The organism is Nesterenkonia sp. AY15, from assembly GCF_022565855.1.
Classification (GTDB): Bacteria; Actinomycetota; Actinomycetes; order Actinomycetales; family Micrococcaceae; genus Nesterenkonia.
The window spans coordinates 16,989-42,391 of record NZ_JAJOYV010000011.1; the positions used below are offsets into that span (position 1 = coordinate 16,989).

Consider the following 25,403-nt stretch of genomic DNA (forward strand, 5'->3'; position numbering starts at 1 on the left):
GCGGGGTGCGCAGGGTGCGCGCGCAGTTTCAGAGCCAGGAATCGATCCAGATCCTCATCCGCCATTGCTCGTAGGGAATCATCTCCGCAGTCCAGAGCGGGAGGAAGAACACCGAGACGGCCACGCACAGCATCACGAAGCACAGCACGATCACGGTGTTTCGCTGGCGCGCCGCCAGGATCGTCCCCTCCCCGCGGGCCGTCCCGTCGGGGCGGTGACCAGCGGTCCCGATGCGCAGCACCAGGGCGGCGATCGCGGTGAGCGCCAGAATCAGGAAGGGGTGATAGCTGATCGTGTAGAAGAAGAAGGTGGTCCGGTCCGGGAAGAGCAGCCAGACCAGATGCCCGGCCACGAAGCCGGAGAGGATCGCGCCGCAGCGCCAGTCCCGGCGACCGGCCCAGAGCAGCCCCACCAGTAACAGGGCGATCATCCCGCTCCACCAGATCAGCGGATTCGCCAGGTCCAGGACCGCGGAGGAACAGGTCTCCGCGGCGCAGGTCTCACCGGTCTGTGCATAGATCTCGCCGGCGGAGACCGAATCGTAGTGCATCGAGACCGGTCGGCCCATGAACGGCCAGGTCCACGGCGAGGACGCGTAGTCATGTCCGCTGCTGAGCCCCTGATGGAAGTCCGCGGCGGAGACATGGTAGTTCCACAGCGAGCGGAGCGGATCCGGCACCAGTCGGGCCAGCCCCTCGGCAGGATGCTCGAGGTGCCACTGCCGACCCCAGCCGGCCTGCGTGCTCAGCCAGCCGGTCCAGCTGGCCAGATAGGTGCCGGCGGCAACGGGCAGCACCGTGACCAGCGCCGGAAGCGCATCCTTCAAAAGCCCGGACCGCGCCCATCGCTCGACGCCGGCCAGTCGCCTGGCCTGCAGGTCCCAGAGGATGACCATGATGCCGAAGACCGCGAGGAAGGCCAGCGCCGAGAGCTTGACCGCCACCGCCGCTCCGAGCAGCACCCCGGCGAGCAGCCGCCACGGGCGGACCCCCAGCCAGGGTCCGCTGGCCTGCCGGTCACCAGGCCTGCGGCGCACCGCCCAGGCGGCCAGCCGCCGTCGTCCGCTGTATCGATCAGCCAGCAGGGCGCCGAAGGCGGCGAGGACGAAGAACATCATGAAGATGTCCAGCAGGCCCACGCGGCTCATCACCAGGTGGTGGCCTTCGATGGCGGTGAGCATCCCGGCGAACGCCCCGAGGAAGACCGAGCGGAACATCCGTTGCGCGATGAGCGCGATCAGCAGCACGGCCAGGGTGCCTGCCAGCGCCGCCGAGATCCGCCAGCCGAAGGCGCTGTCCTGGCCGAAGCCCCGCAGCCCCAGCGCGATCAGCCACTTTCCCAGCGGCGGGTGCACCACGTAGGCGCCGTCGCCGGTGGGCTGTGCCTCACCAGCCAGCCAGGAGTCATCGGCATCCTCCGGCCAGACCAGCTCATAGCCGGTGAGCAGCAGCGCGTAGGCGTCCTTGACGTAGTAGGTCTCGTCGAACATCAACAGGTGCGGGGTGCCGAGATCTCTCACCCGCAGGATTCCGGCTAAGAGCGTGATCAGCCCGGGCAGAATCCATCCCCAGAGACCTGGACGGTACGGTTCTGCGTGGAGCCGGCGCTCCATCCGGGACAGCCTTGCGGCTTCCGGCTCGGCGACGCTCCCGGGCGCCCCGGCGGGGGCCGGAGTGCTGCGGGCGGGCTCGGCAGGGTTCACTATGGGTATGCTACTTGGCGCAAGCCGGTCACCGATCAGAAGCGGGCGTGTCATGGAGTCAGGCGAGGCAGAACAGGTCGAGAACCCCTTGGAGCAAGCTGATACCAGCCTCTGGGACACCCCGATCGTGCTCGCCGCGACCCCCATCGGCAATCTCGGTGACGCGACCGACCGGCTCAAGCGGCTCCTGGCCACCGCCGAGGTCATCGCCGCCGAGGACACCCGCACCGCGCGCCACCTGGCCCGAGCGCTGCAGGTCACCTTCCATGCCCGCCTTCTCAGCCTGCACGAGCACAACGAGGCGTCCCGCTCCGAGGAGCTCGTGGAACAGGCCCGGAAGGGAACCCGGATCCTGGTGATCTCCGACGCCGGCATGCCCGCGGTCTCCGATCCGGGGTTCCGACTCGTCGAGACCGCCATCGCTGCCGGCGTCGGGGTCACCGTGGCGCCGGGCGCCTCGGCGGTCACCACCGCGCTGGCGCTCTCCGGGCTGCCCACCGACCGATTCACCTTCGCCGGGTTCGTCCCGCGCAAGGCGGGGGAGCGCAAGAAGCTGCTCGACCGGCTGGCCACCGAGGAGTGGACCACGGTGCTCTTCGAATCTCCGCACAGGGTCGCCGCCACGCTCCGCGAGTTCGCCGCGGCGCTGGGGGAGGACCGACCTGCCGCGCTGGCCCGGGAGTTGACGAAACGCTACGAAGAGGTGCTGCGCGGAGGCCTGGGCGAGCTCGCCGCCGTGGCTGCTGAACGTCACCTGCGCGGGGAGATGGTCCTGGTGCTCGGCGGGGGGTCACCCGCCGGAGCGGGGGGCGAGCCGATGAGCTTGGAGGAGCTGGCCGGCGTCGTGCTGACGCGGGTTGCTGAGGGGACCAAGCTCAAGACGGCGGCCAAGGAGATCGGGGCCGCACACTCTGTCCCGGCCAGCGAGATCTATGATGCCGCCCTGGCCCTGAGGCGCGCCGAAAAGTCCGGTTGAACAGTAGAATGGCGTCCAGAGCGGAGAGGCACTCCACCGCAGGGTAATCGATGAGCAGGCGGGGCCATGACCGAGGAGCATACGGGCAGCGAACACGTTGCCCAGACGAGCAGCAATCAGATCCGCGAAGCCGCCACCGCGCAGGTGGCGTGGCTGGAACCGCACACCAACGCCACTGACGGGGTCCTCGACCTCTGGGCCGCTCGCCCGCATCAGCCGGTCTACGCCGTGCCCAACGGGACCGGCGGGTGGGTGGACGTCTCCATCACCAGTTTCCTGGACCAGGTTCGTGGCGTCTCCAAGGGGCTGATCGCACTCGGCGTCGAGCCGGAGGACCGGGTCGCGGTGATGGCACCGACCAGCTACAGCTGGGCCGTGGTGGATCAGGCCATCTGGTTCGCCGGCGCGATCTCGGTGCCGATCTACGAGACCAGCTCCGTGCACCAGGTCAGCGCCGTGCTCGAGGATTCCGGGGCGACGCTTGCGCTCGCCGGAAGCGTCGAGCTCCAGGACTGCCTGCGCGCCGCCGTGGTGAAGTTCAACGGGAACCGCCCTGCGGTGCTGCCCATCGAAGAGGTGCGCCAGCTCGATGACCTGGCCGGCTCCGGGGAGCACATCTCGGATGAGCAGCTCGAGGCGGCCCGCTCACGGGCCAACCTGGACGACGTCGCCACGCTGGTCTACACCTCCGGCACCACCGGCCGCGCCAAGGGGGTGCGCATCACCCACCGCAACCTGGCCGAGGGTGCGGCGAACATTCTGCCCTTCGCCGATCAGATCCTCGGCGAGAACGAATCCCGCACGCTGATCTTCCTGCCGCTGGCCCACGTCCTGGCCCGCGCGGTGCAGCTGATGTGTCTGTACCGCGGAGTGCAGGTGGCCCATTCGGCCAGCTCCGCGAAGCTGCTCGAAGATCTCGCCAGCTTCCGCCCCACCTGGCTGCTCGCCGTGCCGCGGGTCTTCGAGAAGGTCTACCACGGTGCTTCCGCCAAGGCCCGCGCCGAGGGCAGGGGAAAGATCTTCGAGACCGCCAAGGATACCGCGATCCTGTACTCGAAGGCCCTGCAGGCCGAGGCGATGGGCGAGGGTCCCGGGCCCTCTGTGCGGCTGCGCGCACGCCGAGCGATGTTCGCCAAGCTGGTCTACTCCAAGCTCCACGCCCGCCTCGGTGGCAGCGTCCGCTACATGATCTCCGGCGCCTCCGCGCTGAACCCCGAGATCGCCCACTTCTTCACCGGCATCGGACTGCCGGTCCAGGAGGGCTACGGCCTCACCGAGTCCACCGCTCCGATCACGCTGAACATCCCCGGAGCCACCCGCATCGGGACGGTGGGCATCCCGGTGCCCGGCAACACCGTGAGGATCGCCGCCGATTCAGAGGTGCTGCTCAAGGGCCCGGTGATCTTCGACGGCTACCACGAGAAGCCCGAGGCCTCGGCAGAGGCCTTTGACGCGGAGGGCTTCTTCCGCACCGGTGACCTCGGCTCCCTGGACGAGGACGGCTTCCTCACGCTGACGGGGCGCAAGAAGGACCTCATCGTGACCGCCGGCGGCAAGAACGTCTACCCCATGCCGATGGAAGAGGTCATCCGCGCACACCCGCTGGTGGCCGAGGTCATCGTGGTCGGAGACGACAGGCCCTACGTCGCGGCGCTGATCACGCTGGACGCGGACGCCGTGGCGGACTGGTGCCGGGCCAACGGGTACCGGTCGCTGTCGTTGATCGACGCCGCCAAGCACCCCAGGGTGCGCCAGGAGATCGGCCTCTCGGTGGAGGCGGCGAACCGAAGGGTCTCGCGCGCGGAGTCCATCCGGAAGTTCGAGCTGCTCGACGTCGAACTCTCCGAAGAGTCCGGGCACATGACCGCCTCGATGAAGCTGATGCGCCACCGGGTCCTGGTCGACTTCGAGGGCGTCATCGATTCGGTCTACGCGAACTGACGCCGCCGCCTTCACGTCCGCCTGCATCGCGGCTCGTCTCTGCAGCACTTCTCACGCCCAGTCTGCGCAGGAGCCAGCGGAGGGCGGGGTGTGGAAGGCCGCGCGGGGGGTGGGCGATAGAGTTGATCACCGTGAGCCAACAGCAGCGAATCCTTCCAGACGCCGAGTCGAGCCCCGCCGTGGTGCCGGGCGAGACCCCTGCCGCCTACCGTCCTGAACAGCCCGACGACGACGGCGCGGCCGCCGGTCCCGTGCGAGATCAGGCGGAGGAGCAGTCCGGGAAGAAGCGTCGCCTGCAATACCCCCCGGCACCCCAACCGCTGACGGTGCCGGTGATCGACAATCACGCGCACCTGGACTTCCGCGACGGTGCGATCTCCGTCTCGGTCCAGCAGGCCCTGGAGGTCGCCAAGGCCGTCGGCGTGATCGGCGCGCTGTGCGTGGGCTATGACGTGGCCTCCTCGGAGTTCTCCGTGAAGGCCGCCGCAGAGCACCCCCAGCTCAAGGCCGCCGTCGCGCTGCACCCCAACGATGCGCCGGTGCTGGCAGCGAAGGGCGACTACGAGACTGCGTTCGCCAGGATCACCGAACTTGCCCGCCACGAACAGGTGGTGGCGATCGCGGAGACCGGTCTGGACTTCTACCGCACCGGCGAAGAAGGGGTCGCTGCGCAGAGACGCAGCTTCGAAGATCACATCGCGCTCGCCGTCGAGCGGGGACTCGCGATGCAGATCCACGACCGGGACGCCCATGTGGAGGTGGTCAGCGTGCTCAACGCCGCGCCCACCCTGCCCAGCGCCGTGGTCTTCCACTGCTTCTCCGGCGATGCGGACCTGGCCCGCCTCTGCAACGCCAACGGCTGGTACATGTCCTTCGCCGGCACGGTCACCTTCAAGAACGCCCACGCCCTGCGTGAGGCGCTGGCGGTCGCTGATCCGCAGCTGATCCTGGTGGAGACCGACACGCCTTTCCTGACCCCACATCCTTACCGGGGGCAGCCCAACGCGCCTTATCTGATCCCGCAGACCATGCGGCTGATGGCCCAGGTGCGCAACACCAACGTGGAAGCGATGTGTCAGCAGGTCATGTTCAACACCACCCAGGCCTACGGGAGCTGGACATGAGCGATCAGCACTCACCGCAGGGACGACCGCAGCAGAGCCCTCCGCAGCTGCTCTCCGCCGCGCATGTCAGGGCGCTGGCCGACCAGCTCGGGGTGCGCCCCACTAAACAGTGGGGACAGAACTTCGTCATCGACCCGAATACGATCCGCCGGATCGTCAGCCTCGCAGATCTCGACGGCAGCGAGCATGTGCTCGAGGTCGGCCCTGGGCTCGGGTCCCTGACCCTGGGCCTGTTGGATGAATCAGCGCTGGTCAGCGCCGTCGAGATCGATCCCAAGCTGGCCGGTCAGCTGGCCGAGACGGTGCAGAGGTTCCGTCCCGAGCGCGCGGCGAACCTGCGCGTGATGGAGCAGGACGCGCTGAAGCTCACCCCGGAGTCCTTCGCCGAGTTCGGAGACGGCGCGGGCCCGGAGGTGCTGGTCGCGAACCTGCCCTACAACGTGGCGGTCCCGGTGGTGCTGCACCTGCTCCAGATCCTGCCTTCGCTGCGCAAGGGCCTGGTCATGGTCCAGGACGAGGTCGCCGACCGGCTCTGCGCCGGGCCCGGCTCCAAGATCTACGGCGTCCCCAGTGTGAAGGCGGCCTGGGACACGAACATGCGCAAGGCCGGCGTGGTCGGCAAGCGAGTCTTCTGGCCCGAGCCGCGGATCTCCTCGGGGCTGGTTCGCTTCGACCGGCGCGCCGAGGCCTCGGCCGAGCTCAGCCGCGAAGAGGTCTTCGCGGTGATCGACGCCGCCTTCGCCACCCGACGCAAGACCCTGCGCGCCTGCCTGGCCGGGATCGCGGGATCCCCGACCCGTGCCGAGGCGGTGCTGCGGGCCGCCGGGGTGGATCCGTCCGTCCGCGGCGAGACCCTGGGCATCAGTGGGTTCACCGCGATCGCCGCCGCCCTGCGCGACGCGGCCAGCTCGGGTCCAGCCGGCGCGGTCCCGCATGTCAGTGACGAGAAGTAGGGTCGAAGCATGCGCGATAGTGAATTCTTCGGACATGTCACCGCCGTGGCTCCGGGCAAGATCAATGTGAGCCTGCGCGTCGGTCCGCTGCGCGAGGACGGCTATCACGAGGTCGCCACGCTCTACCTGGCGGTCTCCCTCTACGAAGAGGTCAGCGCGGCCCGGCGCGAGGACGGGGCGATCACCGTGAGCCTCTCCGAACGTTCTACCTTCACCGAGGTCCAGACCCGGGATCCGGAGACCCGAGAGATGGTGGCTGCGGCGATCCCGCTCGATGAGCGCAACCTGGTGCATCAGGCCGCCTCGAAGCTGCGCGACCGACTCGGCATCACCGACGGAGTGGACCTGACCATCACCAAGAACGTCCCGGTGGCCGGCGGGATGGGAGGAGGCTCTGCCGACGCCGCCGCCGCACTGGTGGCCTGTTCGGCCCTCTGGGAAGCGGGGCTCTCCAAGGAACAGCTGGCGGAGATCGGCGCCGAGCTCGGGGCCGACGTGCCGTTCGCGATCCTCGGCGGAGCAGCCGTGGGTCAGGGTGTGGGCGATGAGCTCTCTCCGCTGCTGACCCGCGGGGAGCTGCATCTGGTCATCGTCCCGGCCAACACGGGCCTGTCCACGCCCAGCGTCTATGCCAAGCTCGACGAGATGCGCGCCGAAGCCGGAGTGGAGGCTGAGGCGCCGGGCCTGGATCCGGACCTGGTCCGGGCGGTCTGCACCGCCGACGCCGAGCTCGTGGCCTCGCTGATGGCCAATGACCTGCAGGCCCCCGCCGTGGCCAGCCTGCCCTCCCTGGAGGACATGATGGACATCGGCATGATCGAAGGAGCGCTGCAGGGAATGGTCTCCGGCTCAGGCCCCACCCTGGTGTTCCTCGCCCGGGATGCTGAGTCAGCCCATCAGCTCTGCACCAGCCTGGAGGAGCGGACCGAGGTCTGGGCCATCCCGGTCACCGGTCCGGCCGCCGGGGCACGACTGATCAACGGCCGCGAGAGCTGATCCGAGAGTCATCTGGGGCGCGATTCGCCCCAGCTGACGGGGCGCACCGCAGTCCTGCGCTGCCCGCAGAGCGCGGGCAGCGGAACACCGCGGCGCCTCAGCCCACCTTTTCGGAGAGCTCCAGCCAGCGTTCCTCGAGCTTCTCATTCTCGCCCTGCAGCCGGCTCACATCGGCGGTGAGCTTGCCCAGACCTTCGAAGTCGCTCGGATCGTGATCGGCCATCTGGCGCTGCTTCTTCTCCATCTGGGTGATCAGCTTCTGCATCTTCCGCTCGAGCGCGCCGACCTCCTTGCGCACTTCGCGCTCCTCGGCGCTGCTCAGCGCCGGGGCACCTGCCGATGAGGCCGAGGAGGTCTTCATCGCCTCCCGACGGGCCGCAGCCGCGGCCTTCCCGGAACCGACCCCGGCGCCAGCAGGTCCACCGCCTGAACCAGACGTGCCAGATCCCGCCGACTCCGCGGAGGCGCCATTGGCCCTGGCGGCCTTGAGCCGCAGGTATTCCTCCACGCCTCCCGGCACGTGGCGCATCCGGCCGTCGAAGATCGCGTACTGCTGATCGGTCACCCGCTCGAGCAGGTACCGGTCGTGGGAGACCACGATCAGCGTGCCGGGCCAAGAGTCCAGCAGGTCCTCCATGGCGGCGAGCATGTCGATGTCGAGATCGTTGGTGGGCTCGTCGAGGATCATCACGTTGGGCTCAGACAGGAGCACGAGCAGCAGCTGCAGGCGTCGTCGTTGGCCGCCGGAGAGCTCGCCGACTCGTGCGGAGAGATGTGCGGTGGAGAAGCCGAGGCGTTCCAACAGCTGCGCCGGGGTGTGTTCCTTGCCGTCGATGACCACCTGGGTCTTCTCGCGGGCCAGCACCTCGCGGACCCGATCGCCCTCGATGTCGGCCAGCTGGGAGAACTGCTGATCCAGGGTGGCCAGGCGCACGGTCTTGCCGCGCTTGACCCGGCCCGTGTCGGGCTCGAGCTTGCCGGCGATCAGGTTGAGCAGCGTGGACTTGCCGGCGCCGTTGGCTCCGAGGATGCCGGTGCGCTCACCCGGACCGATCCGCCAGGTGACCTCGTTGAGGATCGGCTTGTCGCCGAAGCCGATGGAGACGTCGAGGACGTCGACCACGTCCTTGCCCAGCCGGGCGGTGGCCATCTTCTTCAGCTCCAGCGGGTTGCGCGGGGGAGGCACGTCGGCGATGAGCTCGTTGGCCGCCTCGATGCGGAACTTCGGCTTGGTGCTGCGGGCCGGGGCGCCGCGGCGCAGCCAGGCGAGCTCCTTCTTCATCAAGTTCTGCCGCTTGGCCTCCACGGTGGCCGCCTGCCGGTCACGTTCCACGCGCTGGAGCACATACGCCGCGTAGCCGCCGTCGAACGGCTCGACCATGCCGTCGTGGACCTCCCAGGTGGTGGTGCTGATCTCATCGAGGAACCAGCGATCGTGAGTGACCACCAGCAGCCCGCCCGAGCTGCGCGGCCAGCGCCGGTTCAAGTGGTTCGCCAGCCAGGAGATCCCCTCCACGTCGAGGTGGTTCGTGGGCTCATCCAGAGCGATGATGTCCCATTCGCCCACCAGCAGCTTCGCCAGCGCCACGCGGCGGCGCTGCCCGCCGGAGAGCTCGGAGATCTTCGACTCCCAGGGGATGTCGGTCACCAGCCCGGCGATCACGTCGCGGATCTTCGCATCCGAGGCCCACTCGTGGTCATCGGCGTCCCCGACGACCGAATAGCCCACGGTGTGCTCGTCATCGAGGTCGTCCGACTGATCCAGCACGCCGAACTGCACGCCCTTGCGCCGGGTGACCTGCCCCGAGTCGGGTTCAAGCCGACCGGTGAGCATGGCCAGCAGCGAAGACTTGCCGTCGCCGTTGCGACCGACGACGCCGACGCGGTCGCCCTCGTTGATGCCGATCGTCACCGAGTCGAACACGGTGCGAGTAGGGAATTCCAGGTGTAGGGCTTCGGCCCCGAGAAGATGTGCCACCTATCCAGGGTAATGCCACCGTCAGTCCGCGGTTTCATCTCGCGAGTCCGCGCATGCGAAGATGGACCAGCGCTTGGCCGGAGATGAGGGTGTTCGCAGCGCCGAGCACCGTCGGACCGCCGTCGCACTCCGCCTTGGTGTAATGGCAGCACGCCAGCCTTTGGAGCTGTGCAGTCTAGGTTCGAATCCTAGAGGCGGAACGGCAATCTAGATCGCCGGACCTCTCTACACTGAGGAGTCCCATCGAAACGCGCCGAGGAGCAGCCTTCGTGACCAACGCCCAGTCCACCCAGCCCACCGCAGTGATCGTGCTCGCGGCAGGAGCCGGGACCCGGATGAAGTCCAGCACCCCGAAGATCATGCACCCGATCGGCGGCGTCTCGATGATCGGTCACGCGCTGACCGCGGCGATGGGCCTGGCCCCGCACCAGCTGGTCGCTGTGGTGCGGCACCAGCGCGAGAAGGTGGCCGAGCACATCGCTCACCTCGAGCCGCGCGCCGTCATCGCCGATCAGGACGAGGTCCCCGGCACCGGACGCGCCGTGGCCTGCGGCCTGGACGCGCTCACCGCCGCAGGAGCGCCTGCCGAGACCGGCACCGTGGTGGTCACCTACGGCGATGTGCCGCTGCTGCAGACGCAGATGCTCGCCGAGCTCGTCGAGACCCATGAGCGCGACGGCAATGCCGTCACCGTGCTCTCCGCCGTGCTCGACGATGCCGCGGGCTACGGCCGGATCCTGCGCAGCCAGGAAGACCCGCAGGACGTGCTCGGGATCGTGGAGCACAAGGACGCCACTGCAGAGCAGCGCAGCATCACCGAGATCAACTCCGGGATCTACGCCTTCGACGCCGCCGTGCTGACCCGCGCGCTGGCCCAGGTCACCACCGACAACGCCCAGGGTGAGATGTACCTCACCGACGTGCTCTCCATTGCCCGCGCCGAGGGCGGCAGAGTCTCCGCCGTGGTCACCGAGGACCGTTGGCAGGTCGAGGGCGCCAATGATCGGGTCCAGCTGCAGGCCCTCGGCGCCGAGATGAACCGGCGCATCGTGGAGCGCGCCATGCGCGCCGGGACCACGGTGGTCGACCCGGCCAGCACCTGGATCGACGCCACCGTCACCTTGGAGCAGGACACCACGATCCTCCCCGGCACCCAGCTCCACGGCGCCACGCACATCGGCCGCCACGCCGTCGTCGGCCCGGACACCACGCTCACCGATGTGATCGTCGGAGAGGCCGCGACGCTGACCCGAGTCCACGGCTCCGGAGCCCAGATCGGGGCCGGCGCCAGCGTCGGGCCGTTCACCTATCTGCGGCCGGGCACCGTGCTGGGCCAGGACGGCAAGATCGGCGCCTTCTACGAGACCAAGAACGTGAGCATCGGGCGCGGCAGCAAGCTGTCCCACCTGGGCTACGCCGGAGACGCCACCATCGGCGAGTTCACCAACATCGGCTGCGGCAACATCACCGCGAACTACGACGGCGAGAACAAGCACCGCACGCAGATCGGCTCCCACGTGCGCACCAGTTCCAACACCGTCTTCGTCGCCCCGGTCTCGGTGGGCGACGGCGCCTACACCGGCGCTGGCGCCGTGGTGCGCAAGGACGTCCCCGCCGGAGCGCTGGCGCTCTCCATCGCCCCGCAGCGCAACGCCGAGGGCTGGGTCCAGGCCAAGCGGCCCGGATCCGCGGCGGCCGACGCCGCCCAGGCCGTCCGGCCTGACGCCGTCTGACGACCACCTGAACCAACCACCCACCAGCAACGCCGGCGAGAGGCAACAACACTCATGGACGAAATCAGGCTGAACGGGGAGAAGACCCTTGTGCTGGCTTCCGGGCGCGCACATCCGGAGCTTGCCGAAGAGATCGCGAAGGAGCTCGGCACCGAGCTGCTGCCGATCAGCGCCTATGACTTCGCCAATGGAGAGATCTATGTCCGGTCCTCCGAGTCGGTGCGCGGCAAGGACATCTTCCTGCTGCAGTCCCACCCGGCTCCGATGAACAACTGGCTGATGGAACAGCTCATCATGGTCGACTCCATGAAGCGGGCTTCGGCCAAGCGGATCACCGTGGTCTCGCCCTTCTACCCCTATGCCCGTCAGGACAAGAAGGGGCGCGGCCGCGAGCCGATCTCGGCGCGCCTGGTCGCAGACCTCTATAAGGCCGCCGGCGCCGACCGGATCATGAGCGTGGACCTGCACACCGCCCAGATCCAGGGCTTCTTCAACGGCCCGGTGGACCACCTCTTCGCGGTCCCGCTGCTGGCCGAGCACATCCGTGGCCGGGTCGCCGACGACGACGTCACCGTGGTCTCCCCGGACACCGGCCGGGTCCGCGTGGCTGAGCAGTGGGCCGAGCGCCTCGGCGGAGCACCGCTGGCCTTCGTGCACAAGACCCGCGACGTCACCCAGCCGAACAAGGCAGTGTCGAAGCAGGTCGTGGGTCAGGTCGAGGGCCGCACCTGCGTGCTCATCGACGACATGATCGACACCGGCGGCACCATCTCCGGTGCCGTGCAGGTCCTCAAGGACGCCGGCGCCAAGGATGTCATCATCGCGGCGACCCACGCGGTGTTCTCGGATCCGGCCGCCGAGCGGCTGGCCAACTGCGGGGCCCGGGAGATCGTGGTGACCAACACCCTGCCGATCCCCGAGGACAAGCGCTTCGAGACGCTCACCGTGCTCTCCATCGCGCCGATCCTGGCCCGGGCGATCAAGGAGGTCTTCACCGACGGTTCGGTGACCTCCCTCTTCGACGGCCACGCATAAGCACCAGCTGCACCCCACCATCCCGTTGAGGGGCGGATTCTCCGACTGTCTGAGGCCCTGGAAGGGGTCAGATGCCCGGAGAATCCGCCCCTCAGGGCGTGTGGGGGTGCGGGCGCAGGGTCACTCCTGCGCAGCCTTGGCCGCCTCCACGGAGGGGTCGCGCCACCGTCCGGAGCGCACTCCGCGGAAGTAGATGTGGCCCACCACGAGTGAGGCCACGAACAGCACTGCCATCGGGATCAGGACGATGTAGACGTTGCCGGTGGCGACCATGATCGGGATCGCCAATGCGGTGACCAGACCGCCGCCGAAGAAGGGCTCGAAGAACAGCTGCTTATAGCCGAAGGCCTCCAGGGCGGGGGACTCGTCGTACGGGTCGGCCACCCGCAGCAGCACCAGGCCTGTGGCCGTGACGCCCATCGACTGGCCGAAGTCTGCGATCCCGCGCTCCAGCCAGAACTCCGGGATGATCCGCGGGGTGAAGACCAGCAGGACCGTGGTGCAGAACAAGATTCCGGCGATCGAGAGGATCAGGAAGGTCTCCCAGAAGGCGGCGATGGCATCGAGCGAGATCGTCGCCAGTGCTGCGACGATCAGGATGTCCAGGGCGAGACCCTGGATGCGCTTCATCGTCTCGTGGTCCAGCAGGTTGGTGTTGTCGGTGCGATCCAAGATGACCTGGACGATCACTCCGCCGATCATCGCCAGTGGGAACAGCGGCACATACCCCAGCAGCGTGAGGCCCTCCTCGGAGAGCGGCGAACCCGGCTGACCCCACAGCTGATCCTCGACCCAGACGAGGCCTTCCAGGATGAGCCAGCCGATGATGATGGCGAGTCCGACGACGGCCACATGCAGCGTCAGCGGCTCGATCGAGCTGGGTCGCGATGTCATCCGCCCGGTGGAGACGTTCTCGTTGTCGCTGTAGAGCCCCCGCAGCTCGGCCTTCGACTGCTTGGAGACGTTCTTGATCACTCGTGTCCGGCCGGTGCGCACGCCCCAGTTGATGACGGAGATGCCGATGAGGATGCCGAAGACCAGGCCCACGGTGGCGATGGCCAGGGCGAGGTCGGTGGCCTCGGGAATGCCCATGTCTTCGAAGGCCGGCCGCATTCCGGCCGCCGTTCCGTGGCCTCCCTCGAAGGCGATCTCGAGCAGCGCACCGAAGACGGGATCGACCCCGAGCAGCGGAGAGAGCACCAGCAGTCCCAGCACGATGCCTATGACGTATTGGCCGGAGCCGTAGGCGACGCCGATGGAGAGCTGCGGGCCGACCAGCTTGGCCACTCTGACCGGGGACGGGATCCTTGATCCCAGGAAGAGGGTGGCGAAGACCACCGAGATCAACAGGCCAGGCAGTGTGGCCCAGACATCGTAGATTCCCGCGGTCAGAAGTCCGCCGTCCTCCAACCACGCCCAGCCGAGGGACTCGCCGAGCCGCCCGATGACCTGTGGGCCGATGATGAGTCCGATGAACCCGGCGATGATGGCGCTGGGCAGGAGCAGCTTCTGGATGAACGGCACTTTTACCCGGATGTACTTGCCTATCAGCATCACTGATGCCAACAGCACGATCGCGAACCCCACCACGTCTGGACTCATCGGATGCCCCTCTCCGAAATGGACCGCCGACGGCGGCCGCACATGTGAGGAGAAGCACATCACACTTCAGGCGCCGTTGCGAGAGCTGAGTGAGACGCGCCTCGACGAAGGCTGGGCTCGGCGGGTGGATAGGATCACTGCATGGATCAGGAGAGCCCATCTCAGCCCGCCGTCAATCGCAATGAGTTCGTCCGTTCGCTCTCCACCGGCCTGCGGGTCCTCGAGTCCTTCTCCGCCGTGGAGCCGAAGCTGACGCTCTCCGACGTTGCGCGGCGCGCCGATGTCAGCCGCGCGACCGCCCGCCGGATGCTGCTCACGCTGGTCCATGAGGGTTACGCCTATACCGACGGTCGGTTCTTCGAGCTGACCCCGAGGGTGCTCGGCCTTGGACAGGGCTACTGGTCAGGCCGCGGCTGGCATGAGCTGCTGCAGCCATCACTGGGTGAGCTCTCCGGGCAGCTGGCCGAATCCTGTTCGGCCGCACTGCTGGTCGGAGACGAGGTGATGTACGTCTGCCGTGTGCACACCCGCCGCATCATGCGGATCGACCTCGCGCTGGGCACCAAGCTGCCCGCCTTCGCCACGTCGATGGGGCGGGTGCTGCTCTCCGGCCTCGACGACGAGACGCTCGAGGAGCGTCTGCGCACCACTGAGCGGCGGGCCTTCACCGCACGCACCGTCACCGACCCCCACCGGCTGCGCGAGATCATCACTGCGGTCCGCACGGACGGTTACGCATTGGTGGACGAAGAGCTCGAAGAAGGGCTGCGCTCGGTGGCCGTCCCGGCCCGGGACGGCAGCGGAAGGATCGTGCTCTCGCTGAACACCTCGATCTCCGCCGGCAAGGAGTCCGCGCAGGAGTCCCTGGATCGCACACTGCCACATCTGCTGCACAGCGCGGCCGCGGTGGAGGATCTGATCCGGTCCCTGGGTGAGGATGTCGGTCGGCTCACCGTGCCCCAGGGCCTGTAGAGAACTCTCGTCACCTCTGGCGAAACCCTGCCGGCCAGACTATGATCGTCACACATAGCGCACACTTGTTTGCATAGCGAACATTTGGTGGTGCTCACGCGATCACAGGCAGGGAGCTCATATGCAGGACGTCTTCGTCTACCAGGGTCTGCGCACCCCCTTCGGCAAGATCGGCGGCGCCCTCTCCGGTCAGCGACCCGATGACCTCGCCGAACTGGTCATCTCAGCCCTCGTGGAGCAGGCCCCCGGGCTGAACCCGGAGAATGCCGGTGAGATCGTCGGAGAGGTGATCTTCGGCAACGCCAACGGCGCTGGCGAGGAGAACCGCAATGTCGCCCGGATGGCCTGGCTGCTGGCGAAGCTGCCCGTCACCGTTCCCGCCACCACGATCAACCGGCTCTGCGGATCCTCGCTGGATGCCGCGATCTCCGGCGCGCGGCAGATCGCGCTGGGGGAGACCGATGTGATCCTCGCCGGCGGCGTGGAATCCATGTCGCGGGCTCCCTGGGTGCTTCCCAAGACCGAGCGGCCCTTCCCGATGGCCAACCTCGAACTGGCCAACTCCACGCTGGGCTGGCGACTGATCAACGAGCGCATGCCCGAGGAATGGACCGTCTCGCTCGGTGAGGCCACCGAGCAGCTGCGCGAGAAGCACGGCATCGGCCGCGAACGGCAGGACGAATTCGCCGCCCGCTCCCATGAGCTCGCCGCCCGCGCCTGGAACGAGGGGCGATTCGCCGACCTCATCGTCAGCGTTCCGGGAGTGGATCTTCAGACCGACGAGACTATCCGCGCAGGTGCCACCACGGAGAAGCTCGCCGGGCTGCGCACCGTCTTCCGCTCCGAGAACGGCACTGTCACTGCGGGCAACGCCTCTCCGATGAACGACGGCGCCTCCGCCGTCTGGCTCGGCTCCGCCGCGGGTGGGGAGCAGCTGGGTCTTGCCCCGCAGGTGAGGATCGCTGGCTGGGCCGCTGCGGCGAATGAGCCGCAGTACTTCGGCTACGCCCCGGTGGAAGCCAGCAACAAGGCGCTCAAGCGTGCCGGAATCGGCTGGGGCGACGTCGGTGCGGTGGAGCTCAATGAGGCCTTCGCCGCCCAGTCCCTGGCCTGCCTGGACGCCTGGGACATCGACCCGGAGATCCTCAACGCGTGGGGCGGGGCGATCGCCATCGGCCATCCGCTGGGCGCCTCCGGCACCCGGGTGTTGGCCACGCTGGCCAAGCGCATGGAGCTCAGCGGCGAACGCTGGGGTGTGGCCACGCTGTGCATCGGCGTCGGGCAGGGCATCGCCGTCGTCCTGGAAAACGCAACCACACAGAACTGAGAGAAGAACCGATGACTGAATTTGTAGACACCGCCGCGGAGGCGGTGGCCAGTGTGAGCAACGGCGCCACGGTGCTGCTGGGAGGCTTCGGCAATGCCGGCCAGCCCATGGAACTGATCGACGCGCTGATGGAGTCCGGTGCGACCGACCTGACCGTGGTCAACAACAACGCCGGACAGGCTGATGCCGGGTTGGCCCTGCTCATCAAGGAACGCCGGGTGGCCAAGATCATCTGCTCGTTCCCGCGCCAGTCCGACTCCTGGCATTTCGACGAGGCCTATCGCGCCGGGGAGATCGAGCTGGAACTGGTCCCACAGGGCAACCTCGCCGAGCGCCTGCGCGCCGGGGGTGCGGGCATCGGCGGGTTCTTCACCCCCACCGGCTACGGCACCGAACTGGCCGCAGGCAAGGAGACCCGGGAGATCGAGGGCCGGCACTACGTGCTGGAGGCGCCGATCCGCGGCGACTTCGCCCTGATTAAGGCGTACGCCGCCGATCCGTACGGCAACCTGGTGTATCGCAAGACTGCCCGGAACTTCGGCCCGGTCATGGCCACGGCGGCCGCGCACACCATCGTGCAGGTCGACGAGGTCCTCGAAGAGGCCCTGGATCCGGAGGCGATCATCACTCCGAGCATCTACACGGACACCATCGTCGGGATCCCCACCGGCTCCGGCACGAAGCAGCGCGAGGAGCGCGAGGCTCTCGCCGCCGGACGTCGCAAGCCCTGCCTGGCCACCAAGACCGCGGCCGAGCTGGCCGCCGAGAAGTGAGGACGAGCATGAGCACCGAGACTTTCCGCACCACCGAGACCCCGCTGACCCAGGACGAGCTCGCCCACGCCATCGCCGAGGACATCGCCCCCGGGTCCTTCGTGAACCTGGGCATCGGCCAGCCGACGACGGTGTCCAACTACCTCTCCCCGGAGAAGCAGGTCACCCTGCACACCGAGAACGGCATGCTGGGCTTCGGCCCGAAGGCCCTCGGCGAGCAGGTCGATGAGGACCTCATCAACGCCGGCAAGATCCCGGTCACCGAGCTGCCCGGGGCGGCATACTTCCACCACGCCGATTCCTTCGCCATGATGCGCGGCGGCCACCTGGACGTCTGCGTGCTCGGCGCCTACCAGGTCTCCGCCTCCGGCGACCTGGCGAACTGGTCCACCGGCAAGCCTGGAGCCATCCCCGCCGTGGGCGGCGCGATGGACCTGGCCATCGGAGCCAAGGACACCTACGTGATGATGGACCTGTTCACCAAGAAGGGTGATCGGAAGCTGCTGCCCGAATGCACATTCCCGCTCACCGGGGTCGGCTGCGTCTCCCGCATCTACGCAGACATGGGCGTGTTCCTGCTGGACGGTTCGGGCATCGTCAAGGTCCGCGAGCTGCACGGCATCTCCCTCGAGGACCTGCGGGACAGGCACCCGGGCGTGGAGTTCGAGACGCTCTGACCCCGCCCCGTCGCGGAGAGGGCCCCCGGAACCGTCAGGTTCCGGGGGCCCTTGCGTTCTCGGGTACGACGCCGGCCCGGGCCGGCGTCTGCGCTAGACTGAGGGTATATCAGGCGCCCCGCCGGGGTGCCGCACCCAGGGACACGCGCAGAACGATGGAGCGCGGGTTTTCTATCCCGGGTGGACGTGAACTTCCTGTGTTGAGGCCGTGGCGCTGAGCGCCTGACAGTCGCGCCTCCACGGAACCCGTCGACGACTGACCATGAGGCCGTAGCGGGCCGGATGAGGTAACTATGTCCAAACAGCGAATTGCAATCATCGGAGCGGGACCTAGCGGCATGGCCGCCCTTCGGGCTTTCGACACGGCACAGCGGTCCGGTGCCCAGATCCCCGAGGTGATCTGCTACGAGAAGCAGGACGACTGGGGCGGGCAGTGGAACTACAACTGGCGCAGCGGGATCGACAAGTACGGGGAGCCGGTCCATTCCTCGATGTATCGCAACCTGTGGTCGAACGCGCCCAAGGAGGCGCTCGAGTTCGCTGAATACACCTTCGACGAGCACTTCGGGCGACCGGTCTCCTCCTACCCGCCGCGGGCGGCTCTGTGGGACTACATCGACGGGCGGGCTCGCATGTCCGACGTCAAGGACAAGGTCCAGCTCTCCACCGCCGTTCGCTGGGTGGAATACCACCGCGAGGAGGACACCTTCACGGTCACCGTGGAGAACCTGAAGTCCGGCACCACCTCGTCCTCCGAATTCGACCGGGTCATCGTGTCCACCGGGCACTTCTCCTTCCCCAACGTCCCGGACTTCAAGGGGATCGAGACCTTCACCGGCACCCTGCACCACGCGCATGACTTCCGCGGGGCAGAGAAGCTGGCCGACAAGCGCGTGCTGCTCATCGGGGCCTCCTACTCCGCCGAGGACATCGGCGTGCAGGCCTTCAAGATGGGTGCCCGTTCGGTCACCATGAGCTACCGCACCCGGGCCATGGGCCATGACTGGCCCGAAGGCATGGAGGAACTTCCGCTCATCGACCGGTTCGAGGGGGAGACTGCCTACTTCTCCAACGGCGAGTCCCGCGAATTTGATGCCGTGATCCTGTGCACCGGCTACCTGCACAAGTACCCCTTCCTGTCCACCGAACTGGCCCTGCGGTCCCAGAACAACGTCTACCCGGGCGGGCTGTACCGCGGAGTCGTGTGGCAGCGGAACCCGAAGATGTACTACCTGGGCGCCCAGGACCAATGGTTCACCTTCAACATGTTCGACGCGCAGGCCTGGTATGTCCGCGACCTCATCATGGGCCGGACGAAGCTGCCCCCGGCGGAGGAGCGGGCCGCCCACCTGAAGCAGTGGCGCCACCGCTTCCAGTCCCTGGAGGGGGACGCCGACGAGGTGCAGTTTCAGGCCGACTACATCCGAGACCTCATCGGGGCCACCGACTACCCGATGTTCGCGCTGGACGAGGTGGTCCAGGTGTTCCTGGACTGGAAGACCGACAAGAAGGCCAACATCCTGACCTACCGGGACAAGAACTACCGCTCGGTGATGACCGGAACCAAGGGGTCACAGCACCACACCACATGGTTGCAGGAGCTCGACGACTCCCTGGAGCGCTACCTGTCCACCCCGGCGCCCACCGAGGTGCCGAGCCTGGTCATCGCGGAACGCGATGCTGACACGGGGGCGGCAGCGGCCGCTCCCGTCGCCTGAGCTCCGTCGGCTTGAGCTCCATGGTCTGAGAGCTGGTCCTGTCCGCTCAAGGCTGGGCTGGGTGCGCGGCGGCGGTCGGATGAGTCGCCGCGCGCCCGGGACCGTGAGACCGGTGGTGACAGCTGGTATAGTTCTCAGCTGTGCCCAGGCGAGGGGGCGACATCTCCGGATCCGATCCGTGAGACGTCAGCCCCGTGATCGACGAGGCGAACTTGCAGGAGAACATCACCGCCGCTCACAGCGCGGAGAGCCTGGAATTCACTTGTCGTTGGTGCCTGGATCAATTCGAATCCAACCAACGAAGGACAACACCATGGCTGACAAGATCGTCATTCCCGCTACCAAGCGCACCGAGTTCGGCAAGGGCGCAGCCCGCAAGGCCCGCCGCGACGACCAGATCCCGGCAGTGGTCTACGGCCACGGCGAAGACCCCATCCACGTGGTGCTTCCCGGTCACCAGACCCACCTGGCAGTGCGTAACCCCAACGCACTGATCACACTGGACATCGAAGGCACCGAGCAGCTGGTGATCCCCAAGGCCATCCAGCGCGACATCATCAAGCGCTCGATCGACCACATGGATCTGCTGACCGTGCGTCGCGGCGAGAAGGTCGTCGTCGACGTCTACGTCGAGGTCACCGGCGAGCCCGCCGTCGGCTTCGAATGGATCCTGGACCAGGCCACCGTGTCCATCGAGGCCGAGGCCACCCACCTCCCCGAGCACGTGACCATCGACATCACCGACCGCAACGAGAACGCCCTGCCGGAGCACATCCAGCTGCCCAAGGGCGTGACGCTGGCGCTCTCCGACATGGAGTCCCCGATCGTCTCCATCCACGAGCCCACCGAGCAGGACCTGGGCGACGAGGCAGAGACCACCGAGGGTGAAGCTGCCGAGGGCGAGACCGCCGAGGGCGAGTCCGAGGGGAACGCAGAGGGCGAAGAGAGCTGAACACTCTGACGCTGCGACTCCACTAGGCTCGAGGCATGGCTTCAGAGACGTGGTTGATAGCGGGACTCGGCAACCCCGGGTCCCGCTATCGTCATACCCGGCACAACATCGGGCACATGGTGCTCGACGAGCTCCTCGACCGCATGGATGCGAAGTACACGCGCACCAAGGTCGGGGCCAAGGCCGTCGCGGCCCGGCTGGGCCCGGGAGGGCCGAAGGTGGTCTTCGCGATCTCGGAGGGCTACATGAACCTCTCCGGCAAGCCCGTGCGAGGGCTGATGGACTATTTCTCGGTCCCCACCGAAAACCTGATCGTGGTCCACGATGAGCTCGACCTGGACTTCGGTCGTGCCAAGCTCAAGCGCGGGGGGTCCGAAGGCGGGCACAACGGGCTGAAATCCATCACCACCCACCTGGGCGGGAATCGTGACTACCTGCGTGTGCGCGCCGGCGTGGGCAGGCCCCCCGGCCGCATGGACAGCGCGGACTACGTGTTGCAGAAGTTCAGCGCCGCCGAGCAGAAGGAGCTGGGCATCTTCATCTCCCGGCTGGCCGATGCGGTGGAGCTGCTGATCTCCGACGGGCTGCCAGCTGCCCAGAATGCGGTGCACTGAACCCCGTGCACTGAACCCCGTGCACTGAACGCTGTGCCCTGAACGCAGACACCGTCCGTCGCCGACGACGGCGGCCCGCCCGTGCTCGGGCAGCGCTACCGAGACTCTGCCGCACCCGCCAAGCTGAGCCAGGTCTGCACCACGGTGTCAGGTGTCAGAGAAATCGATTCGATGCCCTGATCAACCAGCCAGCGGGCGAGCTCCGGATGATCTGAGGGTCCCTGACCGCAGATCCCGATGTACTTGTTCTGCGTCCGGCACCTGTCGATGACCGTGGCCAGCATCGAGAGCACGGCGGGGTCTCGCTCGTCGAAGAGATGAGCCACCAGGTCCGAGTCCCGATCAACACCGAGCACCAGCTGGGTCAGATCATTGGACCCGATGGAGAACCCGTCGAAATGTTCCAGGAACGCATCGGCGAGAAGGACATTGCTGGGCAGTTCGCACATCATCATCACCTTCAGGCCTCGTGCCCCGCGGCGGAGCCCATGACTCGCCATGAGGTCGACGACGGTCTGGGCCTCCTCCACCGTCCTCACGAAGGGCACCATGATCGCCAGGTTCTCCAGACCCATCTCTTCGCGAACGAACCGCAGGGCCTCACACTCCATGGCGAAGCACTCCCGGAAGTCCGCGGAGATGTACCGCGAGGCACCTCGATAGCCCAGCATCGGATTCTCCTCCTGCGGCTCGAAGAGCTCCCCGCCCAGGAGGTTGGCGTATTCATTGGTCTTGAAATCGCTGAACCGCACAATGACCTGCTCCGGGGCGAAGCTGGCCGCGATGGTCGACACGCCCTCGGCCACCCGCCGCACGAAGTACTCCCTGGGCGACCCGTAGGCGCTGATCCGCTGGTCCACTGCGCTCCGCACTTCGTGCGGCAGGCTGTCACGCTCCAGGAGCGCACGCGGATGGATGCCGACCTGGTGGTTGATGATGAACTCCAGGCGGGCGAGCCCCACCCCGTGGTGCGGCAGCTGGGAGAACGAGAATGCCTGATCCGGGGAGGCCACATTCATCATGATCTTCACCGGGACGTCCGGCATCTCATCCAGATCGGTCACCTCCTCCTCGAACCTCAGCGTGCCGGCATAGACCATCCCGTTGTCGCCCTCGGCGCAGGAGATCGTCACCGCCTCGCCGTCGGCCAGGGCCTCTGTGGCGTCCCCCGTTCCCACCACGGCGGGCACACCCAGCTCCCTGGCGAGGATCGCCGCGTGACAGGTGCGACCCCCACGTTCGGTGACGATCGCCGAGGCACGCTTCATGATCGGCTCCCAGTCCGGGTCCGTGATCTCAGCCACCAGCACGTCGCCGGGCTGCAGCCGATCCATGTCCGCCGGCGAGCGAAGGACCCTCACCGGGCCGGTCCCGATCCGCTGCCCGATCGCTCTTCCCACAGTCAGCACGTCACCGCGCTCGCGGAGCACGAAGCGTCTCACCTGTCGCAGCTCCCGGTGGGACACCACCGTCTCCGGGCGGGCCTGCAGGATGTAGAGCCGTCCGTCGATTCCATCGAGCGCCCACTCGATGTCCATCGGTCGGCCGTAGTGGTCCTCGATCGCTACAGCACAGCGGCCCAGCTCGGTGACCTGCGCATCGGTGATCGAGAATCGTGCCCGCTCGGCAGGTGATACGTCCTCGAAGATGGTGCTGCTGTGAAGTCCGCGGCCCGCGGCGTACCGCATCGCGGTGGCCTTCTCGCCGAGCGCCCTGCTCAAGATGGCTTCATGTCCCTGCTGCAGCGCGGGCTTATGGACGTAGAACTCATCAGGGTTCACCGCCCCCTGGACCACGGCTTCACCCAGACCGTAGGCGCTCGTGATGAACACCGCCCGATCGAAGCCCGTCTCCGTGTCCACCGTGAACATCACGCCGGATGCTCCGATGTCGGAACGGACCATGCGCTGCACGCCCGCCGAGAGCGCGACCTTGTGGTGGGCGAAACCATGGTGCACGCGGTAGGCGATCGCCCGGTCGTTGTAGAGCGAGGCAAAGACGCTGTGCACTGCAGCGAGCACGTTCTCGACCCCGCCGATGTTCAGGAACGTCTCCTGCTGGCCTGCGAACGAGGCGTCCGGCAGGTCCTCGGCCGTTGCGCTGGAACGGATCGCCCACGTCACCGCCTCAGGGTCTGGGTCCTCTGCGATCAGCCTCGCGTGCGCTTCGCGCAGGTCTCGTGTGAGCTCCTCGGCCAGGGGCTGATCCTGGATCCATGAACGGATCTGCGCGCCGACCCGGGAGAGCTCCACGACATCGTCGATGTCCAGTGGCTCGAGGGCCGCCCGGATCCTGTGGTCGAGTCCGTTCGCAGCGAGGAACACGCGGTAGGCATCCGCAGTCGTCGCGAAACCGCCCGGTACACGCACTCCTGCCTCGGAGAGGCGGGCCACCATCTCGCCCAGCGAGGCGTTCTTCCCGCCCACGGCTGCGATATCGGCTAGCGAGATGTCGTCGAACCACAAGATGTTGCTCATCAGTGTCTCCTCAGGGACTGCTTGGCGCTGCGGCGGGACGAAGATGCATCGTCTGCAGGATCGCTGCCGCAATCTCTTCCACGCTTCTGGCCGCCGTGTTCAGGCTCGGGATCGAGTGCCGTCGGTACAGGGATTCCGCCCAACGCAGCTCTTGGCGGCAGCGGAACAGGCTTGCATAGGCCCCGCCTGGACGGCGTTCCTGGCGTATCTGGCTCAGCCGCTGCGCAGTGCTGGTCAGCCCGAAACACCGAACCCGATACGGCTCCACCGCCCGGGGCAGCTCCAGTGCCGGGTAGTCCTCCTCCGTCAAGGGGTAGTTGGCGACCCGCAGACCGTGCTGGAGGGCCAGGTACAGCGCGGTGGGAGTCTTCCCGCAGCGAGATGGAGCGATGATGATGAGATCGGCGCCGACCAGAGAGCTCGCGCCCGCTGCATCGTCGTGCGTCAATGTGTACTCCACCGCGCGCATGCGGGAGCTGTACTGGTCCAGGTTCCCGATGCTGTGATGCGGGGCCACCTCAGCAGCGCCCTTGACGCCCAGGAGCTTCTCGAGCGCGGTGAGATGTCCCTTGATGAGATCCACCACGGCGAACGGGCCTGCGCTCAGTTCGGCGCTGACCTCCGCGGCGCGAACGGTCACGAGCAGCAGGGTGGCAGGTCCCGCGGTGCGCGCCGCACTCAGCACCTGTTGTGCGATCGGCGGGGAATCGACGAAGGGGAAGGTTCTGCGGACGAATCGGATGCCGGGGAAGTGCGCCAGGAGCGCGTTGCCGAGGGTCTCGGCGGTGACGCCGGTGTTGTCAGAGATGAAGAACACCGGCACGGGTGCTCCGACGGCGCCGGTCATGGGTTGGCCGCCCTACCGTGCACCTGAGCGAACCGGTGCCTGGTGCACGATCGTCATAGCCGGTCCTTCAGTCGAGGCCTGATCGGGTGGCGTCGTTCAAGGAGATGTCCCAGGCCTGGGGGTGGGCGACGATGAAGCGTCGACCCGTGACGACCTCCGGCGTGATCCGGACGAAATGGTCTTTCTCCCCCGATTCCCAGGGGAACAGTCGGCGCGAAGAGCTGCTGAGAGAGTCGTCCGTCTGCTCGACCTCCGCCGCCGTGCCCTTGACGATCACACTCCAGGCGACATTGGTGCGCGGATCCACACCGTCCGTCTCGAAGGCCACGGGACTGGAGCCCAGCGCGGCCGTCCGTTTCGTGCCGGGCCCGGTGCGGAAGACTATGGTCCGCTGATCCACCAGGTAGGTGACCGGGAACAGCTCTGGATGATCACCGGTCCAGACGGCGAGTCTGCCGAGCGAGACGCTGCGCAGCAGCTCCCAGCACTCGCGGCTCTCGAGGACCTCTGTCCTGGGTGTCGAGGGTGTCTTCTGCATGGCGGCGAGCCTACTCCGGCTCCACCGCGGAAGCCAGAGTCTGAAGCGAAGGCGATGCCGCTCACGTCCGCCGCCTCGGCGACTGCTGGCCGCGCCGGTTCACCGTCGCAGCGCTGCGGAGCTGAACGGGGTTCTCTTTCCCGAGGAAAGACATAGAATGGAATTTAGTTCTTGATGTAAGGAGGGTTATGGATGCCGATGAACTTCGGGTGACCTACCTTCCGAAGCTTGAAGTCAATGGTGCGGTGGGGGATTCCATCGCGCGCACTATCCGGGTCCTCAGCTCCCAGCGCAGACTGCAGACCCTGCTCGACGCCAGCAACGTCGTGGCCAGCGATCTGGACCTGGAACATGTTCTGCGGCGCATCGCCGAGGAGGCCAGGACCGTCGCGGACGCCGAGTACGCCGCACTGGGCGTCATCGCCGCTGATGGCTCCCTCGAGCGGTTCATCCACGTCGGGATGGCGC

At 67.4% G+C, this 25,403-nt stretch carries 20 protein-coding genes, 1 tRNA gene and 1 pseudogene; 16 read left to right on the forward strand and 6 right to left on the reverse strand.

Annotated elements, in window-relative coordinates:
• Positions 1-28: 28 nt before the first annotated feature.
• Complete coding sequence (locus LSI54_RS12330; RefSeq protein ID WP_241478502.1) at positions 29-1,702, reverse strand: dolichyl-phosphate-mannose--protein mannosyltransferase; 1,674 nt, start codon at positions 1,700-1,702, stop codon at positions 29-31.
• 52 nt (positions 1,703-1,754) lie between these two features.
• On the opposite strand from LSI54_RS12330, the gene rsmI reads away from it, so the two are divergent.
• The 5 genes from rsmI to LSI54_RS12355 all read left to right on the forward strand — a co-directional run bounded on the left by rsmI (position 1,755) and on the right by LSI54_RS12355 (position 7,692).
• Positions 1,755-2,678 carry a 16S rRNA (cytidine(1402)-2'-O)-methyltransferase gene (gene rsmI / locus LSI54_RS12335; protein WP_241478503.1) on the forward strand — a complete coding sequence of 308 codons (924 nt, stop codon included), beginning with the start codon at positions 1,755-1,757 and terminating at the stop codon, positions 2,676-2,678.
• Positions 2,679-2,744: 66 nt separating this feature from the next.
• Entirely contained in the window at positions 2,745-4,619 is a 1,875-nt protein-coding gene (locus tag LSI54_RS12340; RefSeq protein WP_241478504.1) for an AMP-dependent synthetase/ligase, read from the forward strand.
• 131 nt (positions 4,620-4,750) lie between these two features.
• Complete coding sequence (locus LSI54_RS12345) at positions 4,751-5,743, forward strand: TatD family hydrolase (RefSeq protein ID WP_241478505.1); 993 nt, start codon at positions 4,751-4,753, stop codon at positions 5,741-5,743.
• Entirely contained in the window at positions 5,740-6,696 is a 957-nt protein-coding gene (rsmA, locus tag LSI54_RS12350; protein ID WP_241478506.1) for a 16S rRNA (adenine(1518)-N(6)/adenine(1519)-N(6))-dimethyltransferase RsmA, read from the forward strand. The genes LSI54_RS12345 and rsmA overlap by 4 nt, the downstream gene beginning before the upstream one ends.
• Before the next feature lie 9 nt (positions 6,697-6,705).
• Positions 6,706-7,692 (forward strand): 4-(cytidine 5'-diphospho)-2-C-methyl-D-erythritol kinase, encoded by a 987-nt coding sequence (locus LSI54_RS12355; protein WP_241476739.1) that lies wholly within the window; start codon positions 6,706-6,708, stop codon positions 7,690-7,692.
• Positions 7,693-7,789: 97 nt separating this feature from the next.
• Here the strand turns inward: LSI54_RS12355 and LSI54_RS12360 are convergent, their stop codons facing one another.
• Positions 7,790-9,670 carry an ABC-F family ATP-binding cassette domain-containing protein gene (locus LSI54_RS12360; protein WP_241478507.1) on the reverse strand — a complete coding sequence of 627 codons (1,881 nt, stop codon included), beginning with the start codon at positions 9,668-9,670 and terminating at the stop codon, positions 7,790-7,792.
• Positions 9,671-9,798: 128 nt separating this feature from the next.
• Here LSI54_RS12360 and LSI54_RS12365 point away from each other — a divergent pair.
• From LSI54_RS12365 to LSI54_RS12375, 3 genes are all read left to right on the forward strand, one after another.
• Positions 9,799-9,870 (forward strand) — tRNA-Gln (locus LSI54_RS12365).
• Positions 9,871-9,939: 69 nt separating this feature from the next.
• The gene (glmU, locus tag LSI54_RS12370; protein WP_241471207.1) at positions 9,940-11,403 is read left to right on the forward strand and encodes a bifunctional UDP-N-acetylglucosamine diphosphorylase/glucosamine-1-phosphate N-acetyltransferase GlmU; all 1,464 of its coding nucleotides are present in this window, start codon (positions 9,940-9,942) and stop codon (positions 11,401-11,403) included.
• A 54-nt stretch (positions 11,404-11,457) separates the two neighbouring features.
• A complete protein-coding gene (locus LSI54_RS12375; protein ID WP_241466099.1) occupies positions 11,458-12,438 on the forward strand; it encodes a ribose-phosphate diphosphokinase in 981 nt (326 codons plus the stop codon).
• A gap of 120 nt (positions 12,439-12,558) precedes the next feature.
• Here LSI54_RS12375 and LSI54_RS12380 read toward each other — a convergent pair whose 3' ends face one another.
• The gene (locus LSI54_RS12380) at positions 12,559-14,040 is read right to left on the reverse strand and encodes a sodium/glutamate symporter (RefSeq protein WP_241476740.1); all 1,482 of its coding nucleotides are present in this window, start codon (positions 14,038-14,040) and stop codon (positions 12,559-12,561) included.
• Positions 14,041-14,181: 141 nt separating this feature from the next.
• On the opposite strand from LSI54_RS12380, the gene LSI54_RS12385 reads away from it, so the two are divergent.
• The 7 genes from LSI54_RS12385 (at position 14,182) to pth (ending at position 21,073) form a co-directional block, all read left to right on the forward strand.
• The gene (locus LSI54_RS12385; RefSeq protein ID WP_241476741.1) at positions 14,182-15,012 is read left to right on the forward strand and encodes an IclR family transcriptional regulator domain-containing protein; all 831 of its coding nucleotides are present in this window, start codon (positions 14,182-14,184) and stop codon (positions 15,010-15,012) included.
• A 121-nt stretch (positions 15,013-15,133) separates the two neighbouring features.
• Positions 15,134-16,339, forward strand: coding sequence for a thiolase family protein (locus LSI54_RS12390; protein WP_241478508.1), 1,206 nt, complete (start codon positions 15,134-15,136; stop codon positions 16,337-16,339).
• A gap of 11 nt (positions 16,340-16,350) precedes the next feature.
• Positions 16,351-17,112 (forward strand): 3-oxoacid CoA-transferase subunit A, encoded by a 762-nt coding sequence (locus LSI54_RS12395; protein WP_241478509.1) that lies wholly within the window; start codon positions 16,351-16,353, stop codon positions 17,110-17,112.
• An 8-nt stretch (positions 17,113-17,120) separates the two neighbouring features.
• Positions 17,121-17,789 (forward strand): 3-oxoacid CoA-transferase subunit B, encoded by a 669-nt coding sequence (locus LSI54_RS12400; protein WP_241478510.1) that lies wholly within the window; start codon positions 17,121-17,123, stop codon positions 17,787-17,789.
• 293 nt (positions 17,790-18,082) lie between these two features.
• Positions 18,083-19,507 carry an NAD(P)-binding domain-containing protein gene (locus LSI54_RS12405; protein WP_241471194.1) on the forward strand — a complete coding sequence of 475 codons (1,425 nt, stop codon included), beginning with the start codon at positions 18,083-18,085 and terminating at the stop codon, positions 19,505-19,507.
• Between the two features lie 313 nt (positions 19,508-19,820).
• Complete coding sequence (locus LSI54_RS12410; RefSeq protein WP_241466112.1) at positions 19,821-20,459, forward strand: 50S ribosomal protein L25/general stress protein Ctc; 639 nt, start codon at positions 19,821-19,823, stop codon at positions 20,457-20,459.
• A gap of 35 nt (positions 20,460-20,494) precedes the next feature.
• On the forward strand, positions 20,495-21,073 hold the full coding sequence (pth, locus tag LSI54_RS12415) for an aminoacyl-tRNA hydrolase (protein ID WP_241478511.1): 579 nt from the start codon (positions 20,495-20,497) through the stop codon (positions 21,071-21,073).
• A gap of 95 nt (positions 21,074-21,168) precedes the next feature.
• On the opposite strand, the gene ppsA is transcribed toward pth, so the two are convergent.
• The 3 genes from ppsA to LSI54_RS12430 form a co-directional block, all read right to left on the reverse strand.
• Positions 21,169-23,550, reverse strand: a complete 2,382-nt coding sequence (gene ppsA, locus LSI54_RS12420) for a phosphoenolpyruvate synthase (RefSeq protein WP_241471192.1) — start codon at positions 23,548-23,550, stop codon at positions 21,169-21,171.
• A 10-nt stretch (positions 23,551-23,560) separates the two neighbouring features.
• On the reverse strand, positions 23,561-24,397 hold the full coding sequence (locus tag LSI54_RS12425) for a pyruvate, water dikinase regulatory protein (protein WP_241478512.1): 837 nt from the start codon (positions 24,395-24,397) through the stop codon (positions 23,561-23,563).
• Positions 24,398-24,464: 67 nt separating this feature from the next.
• Positions 24,465-24,935, reverse strand: a complete 471-nt coding sequence (locus LSI54_RS12430) for a pyridoxamine 5'-phosphate oxidase family protein (protein WP_241466120.1) — start codon at positions 24,933-24,935, stop codon at positions 24,465-24,467.
• A 188-nt stretch (positions 24,936-25,123) separates the two neighbouring features.
• Here LSI54_RS12430 and LSI54_RS12435 point away from each other — a divergent pair.
• Positions 25,124-25,403, forward strand: a pseudogene (locus LSI54_RS12435) (hypothetical protein); the annotation flags it as partial.

Excerpts from the sequence above, each read along its gene's own strand:
- rsmI (WP_241478503.1), top strand. The coding sequence starts at position 1,755 with ATGGAGTCAGGCGAGGCAGAACAGGTCGAGAACCCCTTGGAGCAAGCT.
- LSI54_RS12340 (WP_241478504.1), top strand. The coding sequence starts at position 2,745 with ATGACCGAGGAGCATACGGGCAGCGAACACGTTGCCCAGACGAGCAGC.
- rsmA (WP_241478506.1), top strand. The coding sequence starts at position 5,740 with ATGAGCGATCAGCACTCACCGCAGGGACGACCGCAGCAGAGCCCTCCG.
- LSI54_RS12355 (WP_241476739.1), top strand. The coding sequence starts at position 6,706 with ATGCGCGATAGTGAATTCTTCGGACATGTCACCGCCGTGGCTCCGGGC.
- LSI54_RS12375 (WP_241466099.1), top strand. The coding sequence starts at position 11,458 with ATGGACGAAATCAGGCTGAACGGGGAGAAGACCCTTGTGCTGGCTTCC.
- LSI54_RS12380 (WP_241476740.1), bottom strand. The coding sequence starts at position 14,040 with ATGAGTCCAGACGTGGTGGGGTTCGCGATCGTGCTGTTGGCATCAGTG.
- LSI54_RS12385 (WP_241476741.1), top strand. The coding sequence starts at position 14,182 with ATGGATCAGGAGAGCCCATCTCAGCCCGCCGTCAATCGCAATGAGTTC.
- LSI54_RS12390 (WP_241478508.1), top strand. The coding sequence starts at position 15,134 with ATGCAGGACGTCTTCGTCTACCAGGGTCTGCGCACCCCCTTCGGCAAG.
- LSI54_RS12395 (WP_241478509.1), top strand. The coding sequence starts at position 16,351 with ATGACTGAATTTGTAGACACCGCCGCGGAGGCGGTGGCCAGTGTGAGC.
- LSI54_RS12400 (WP_241478510.1), top strand. The coding sequence starts at position 17,121 with ATGAGCACCGAGACTTTCCGCACCACCGAGACCCCGCTGACCCAGGAC.
- LSI54_RS12405 (WP_241471194.1), top strand. The coding sequence starts at position 18,083 with ATGTCCAAACAGCGAATTGCAATCATCGGAGCGGGACCTAGCGGCATG.
- LSI54_RS12410 (WP_241466112.1), top strand. The coding sequence starts at position 19,821 with ATGGCTGACAAGATCGTCATTCCCGCTACCAAGCGCACCGAGTTCGGC.
- pth (WP_241478511.1), top strand. The coding sequence starts at position 20,495 with ATGGCTTCAGAGACGTGGTTGATAGCGGGACTCGGCAACCCCGGGTCC.
- ppsA (WP_241471192.1), bottom strand. The coding sequence starts at position 23,550 with ATGAGCAACATCTTGTGGTTCGACGACATCTCGCTAGCCGATATCGCA.
- LSI54_RS12425 (WP_241478512.1), bottom strand. The coding sequence starts at position 24,397 with ATGACCGGCGCCGTCGGAGCACCCGTGCCGGTGTTCTTCATCTCTGAC.
- LSI54_RS12430 (WP_241466120.1), bottom strand. The coding sequence starts at position 24,935 with ATGCAGAAGACACCCTCGACACCCAGGACAGAGGTCCTCGAGAGCCGC.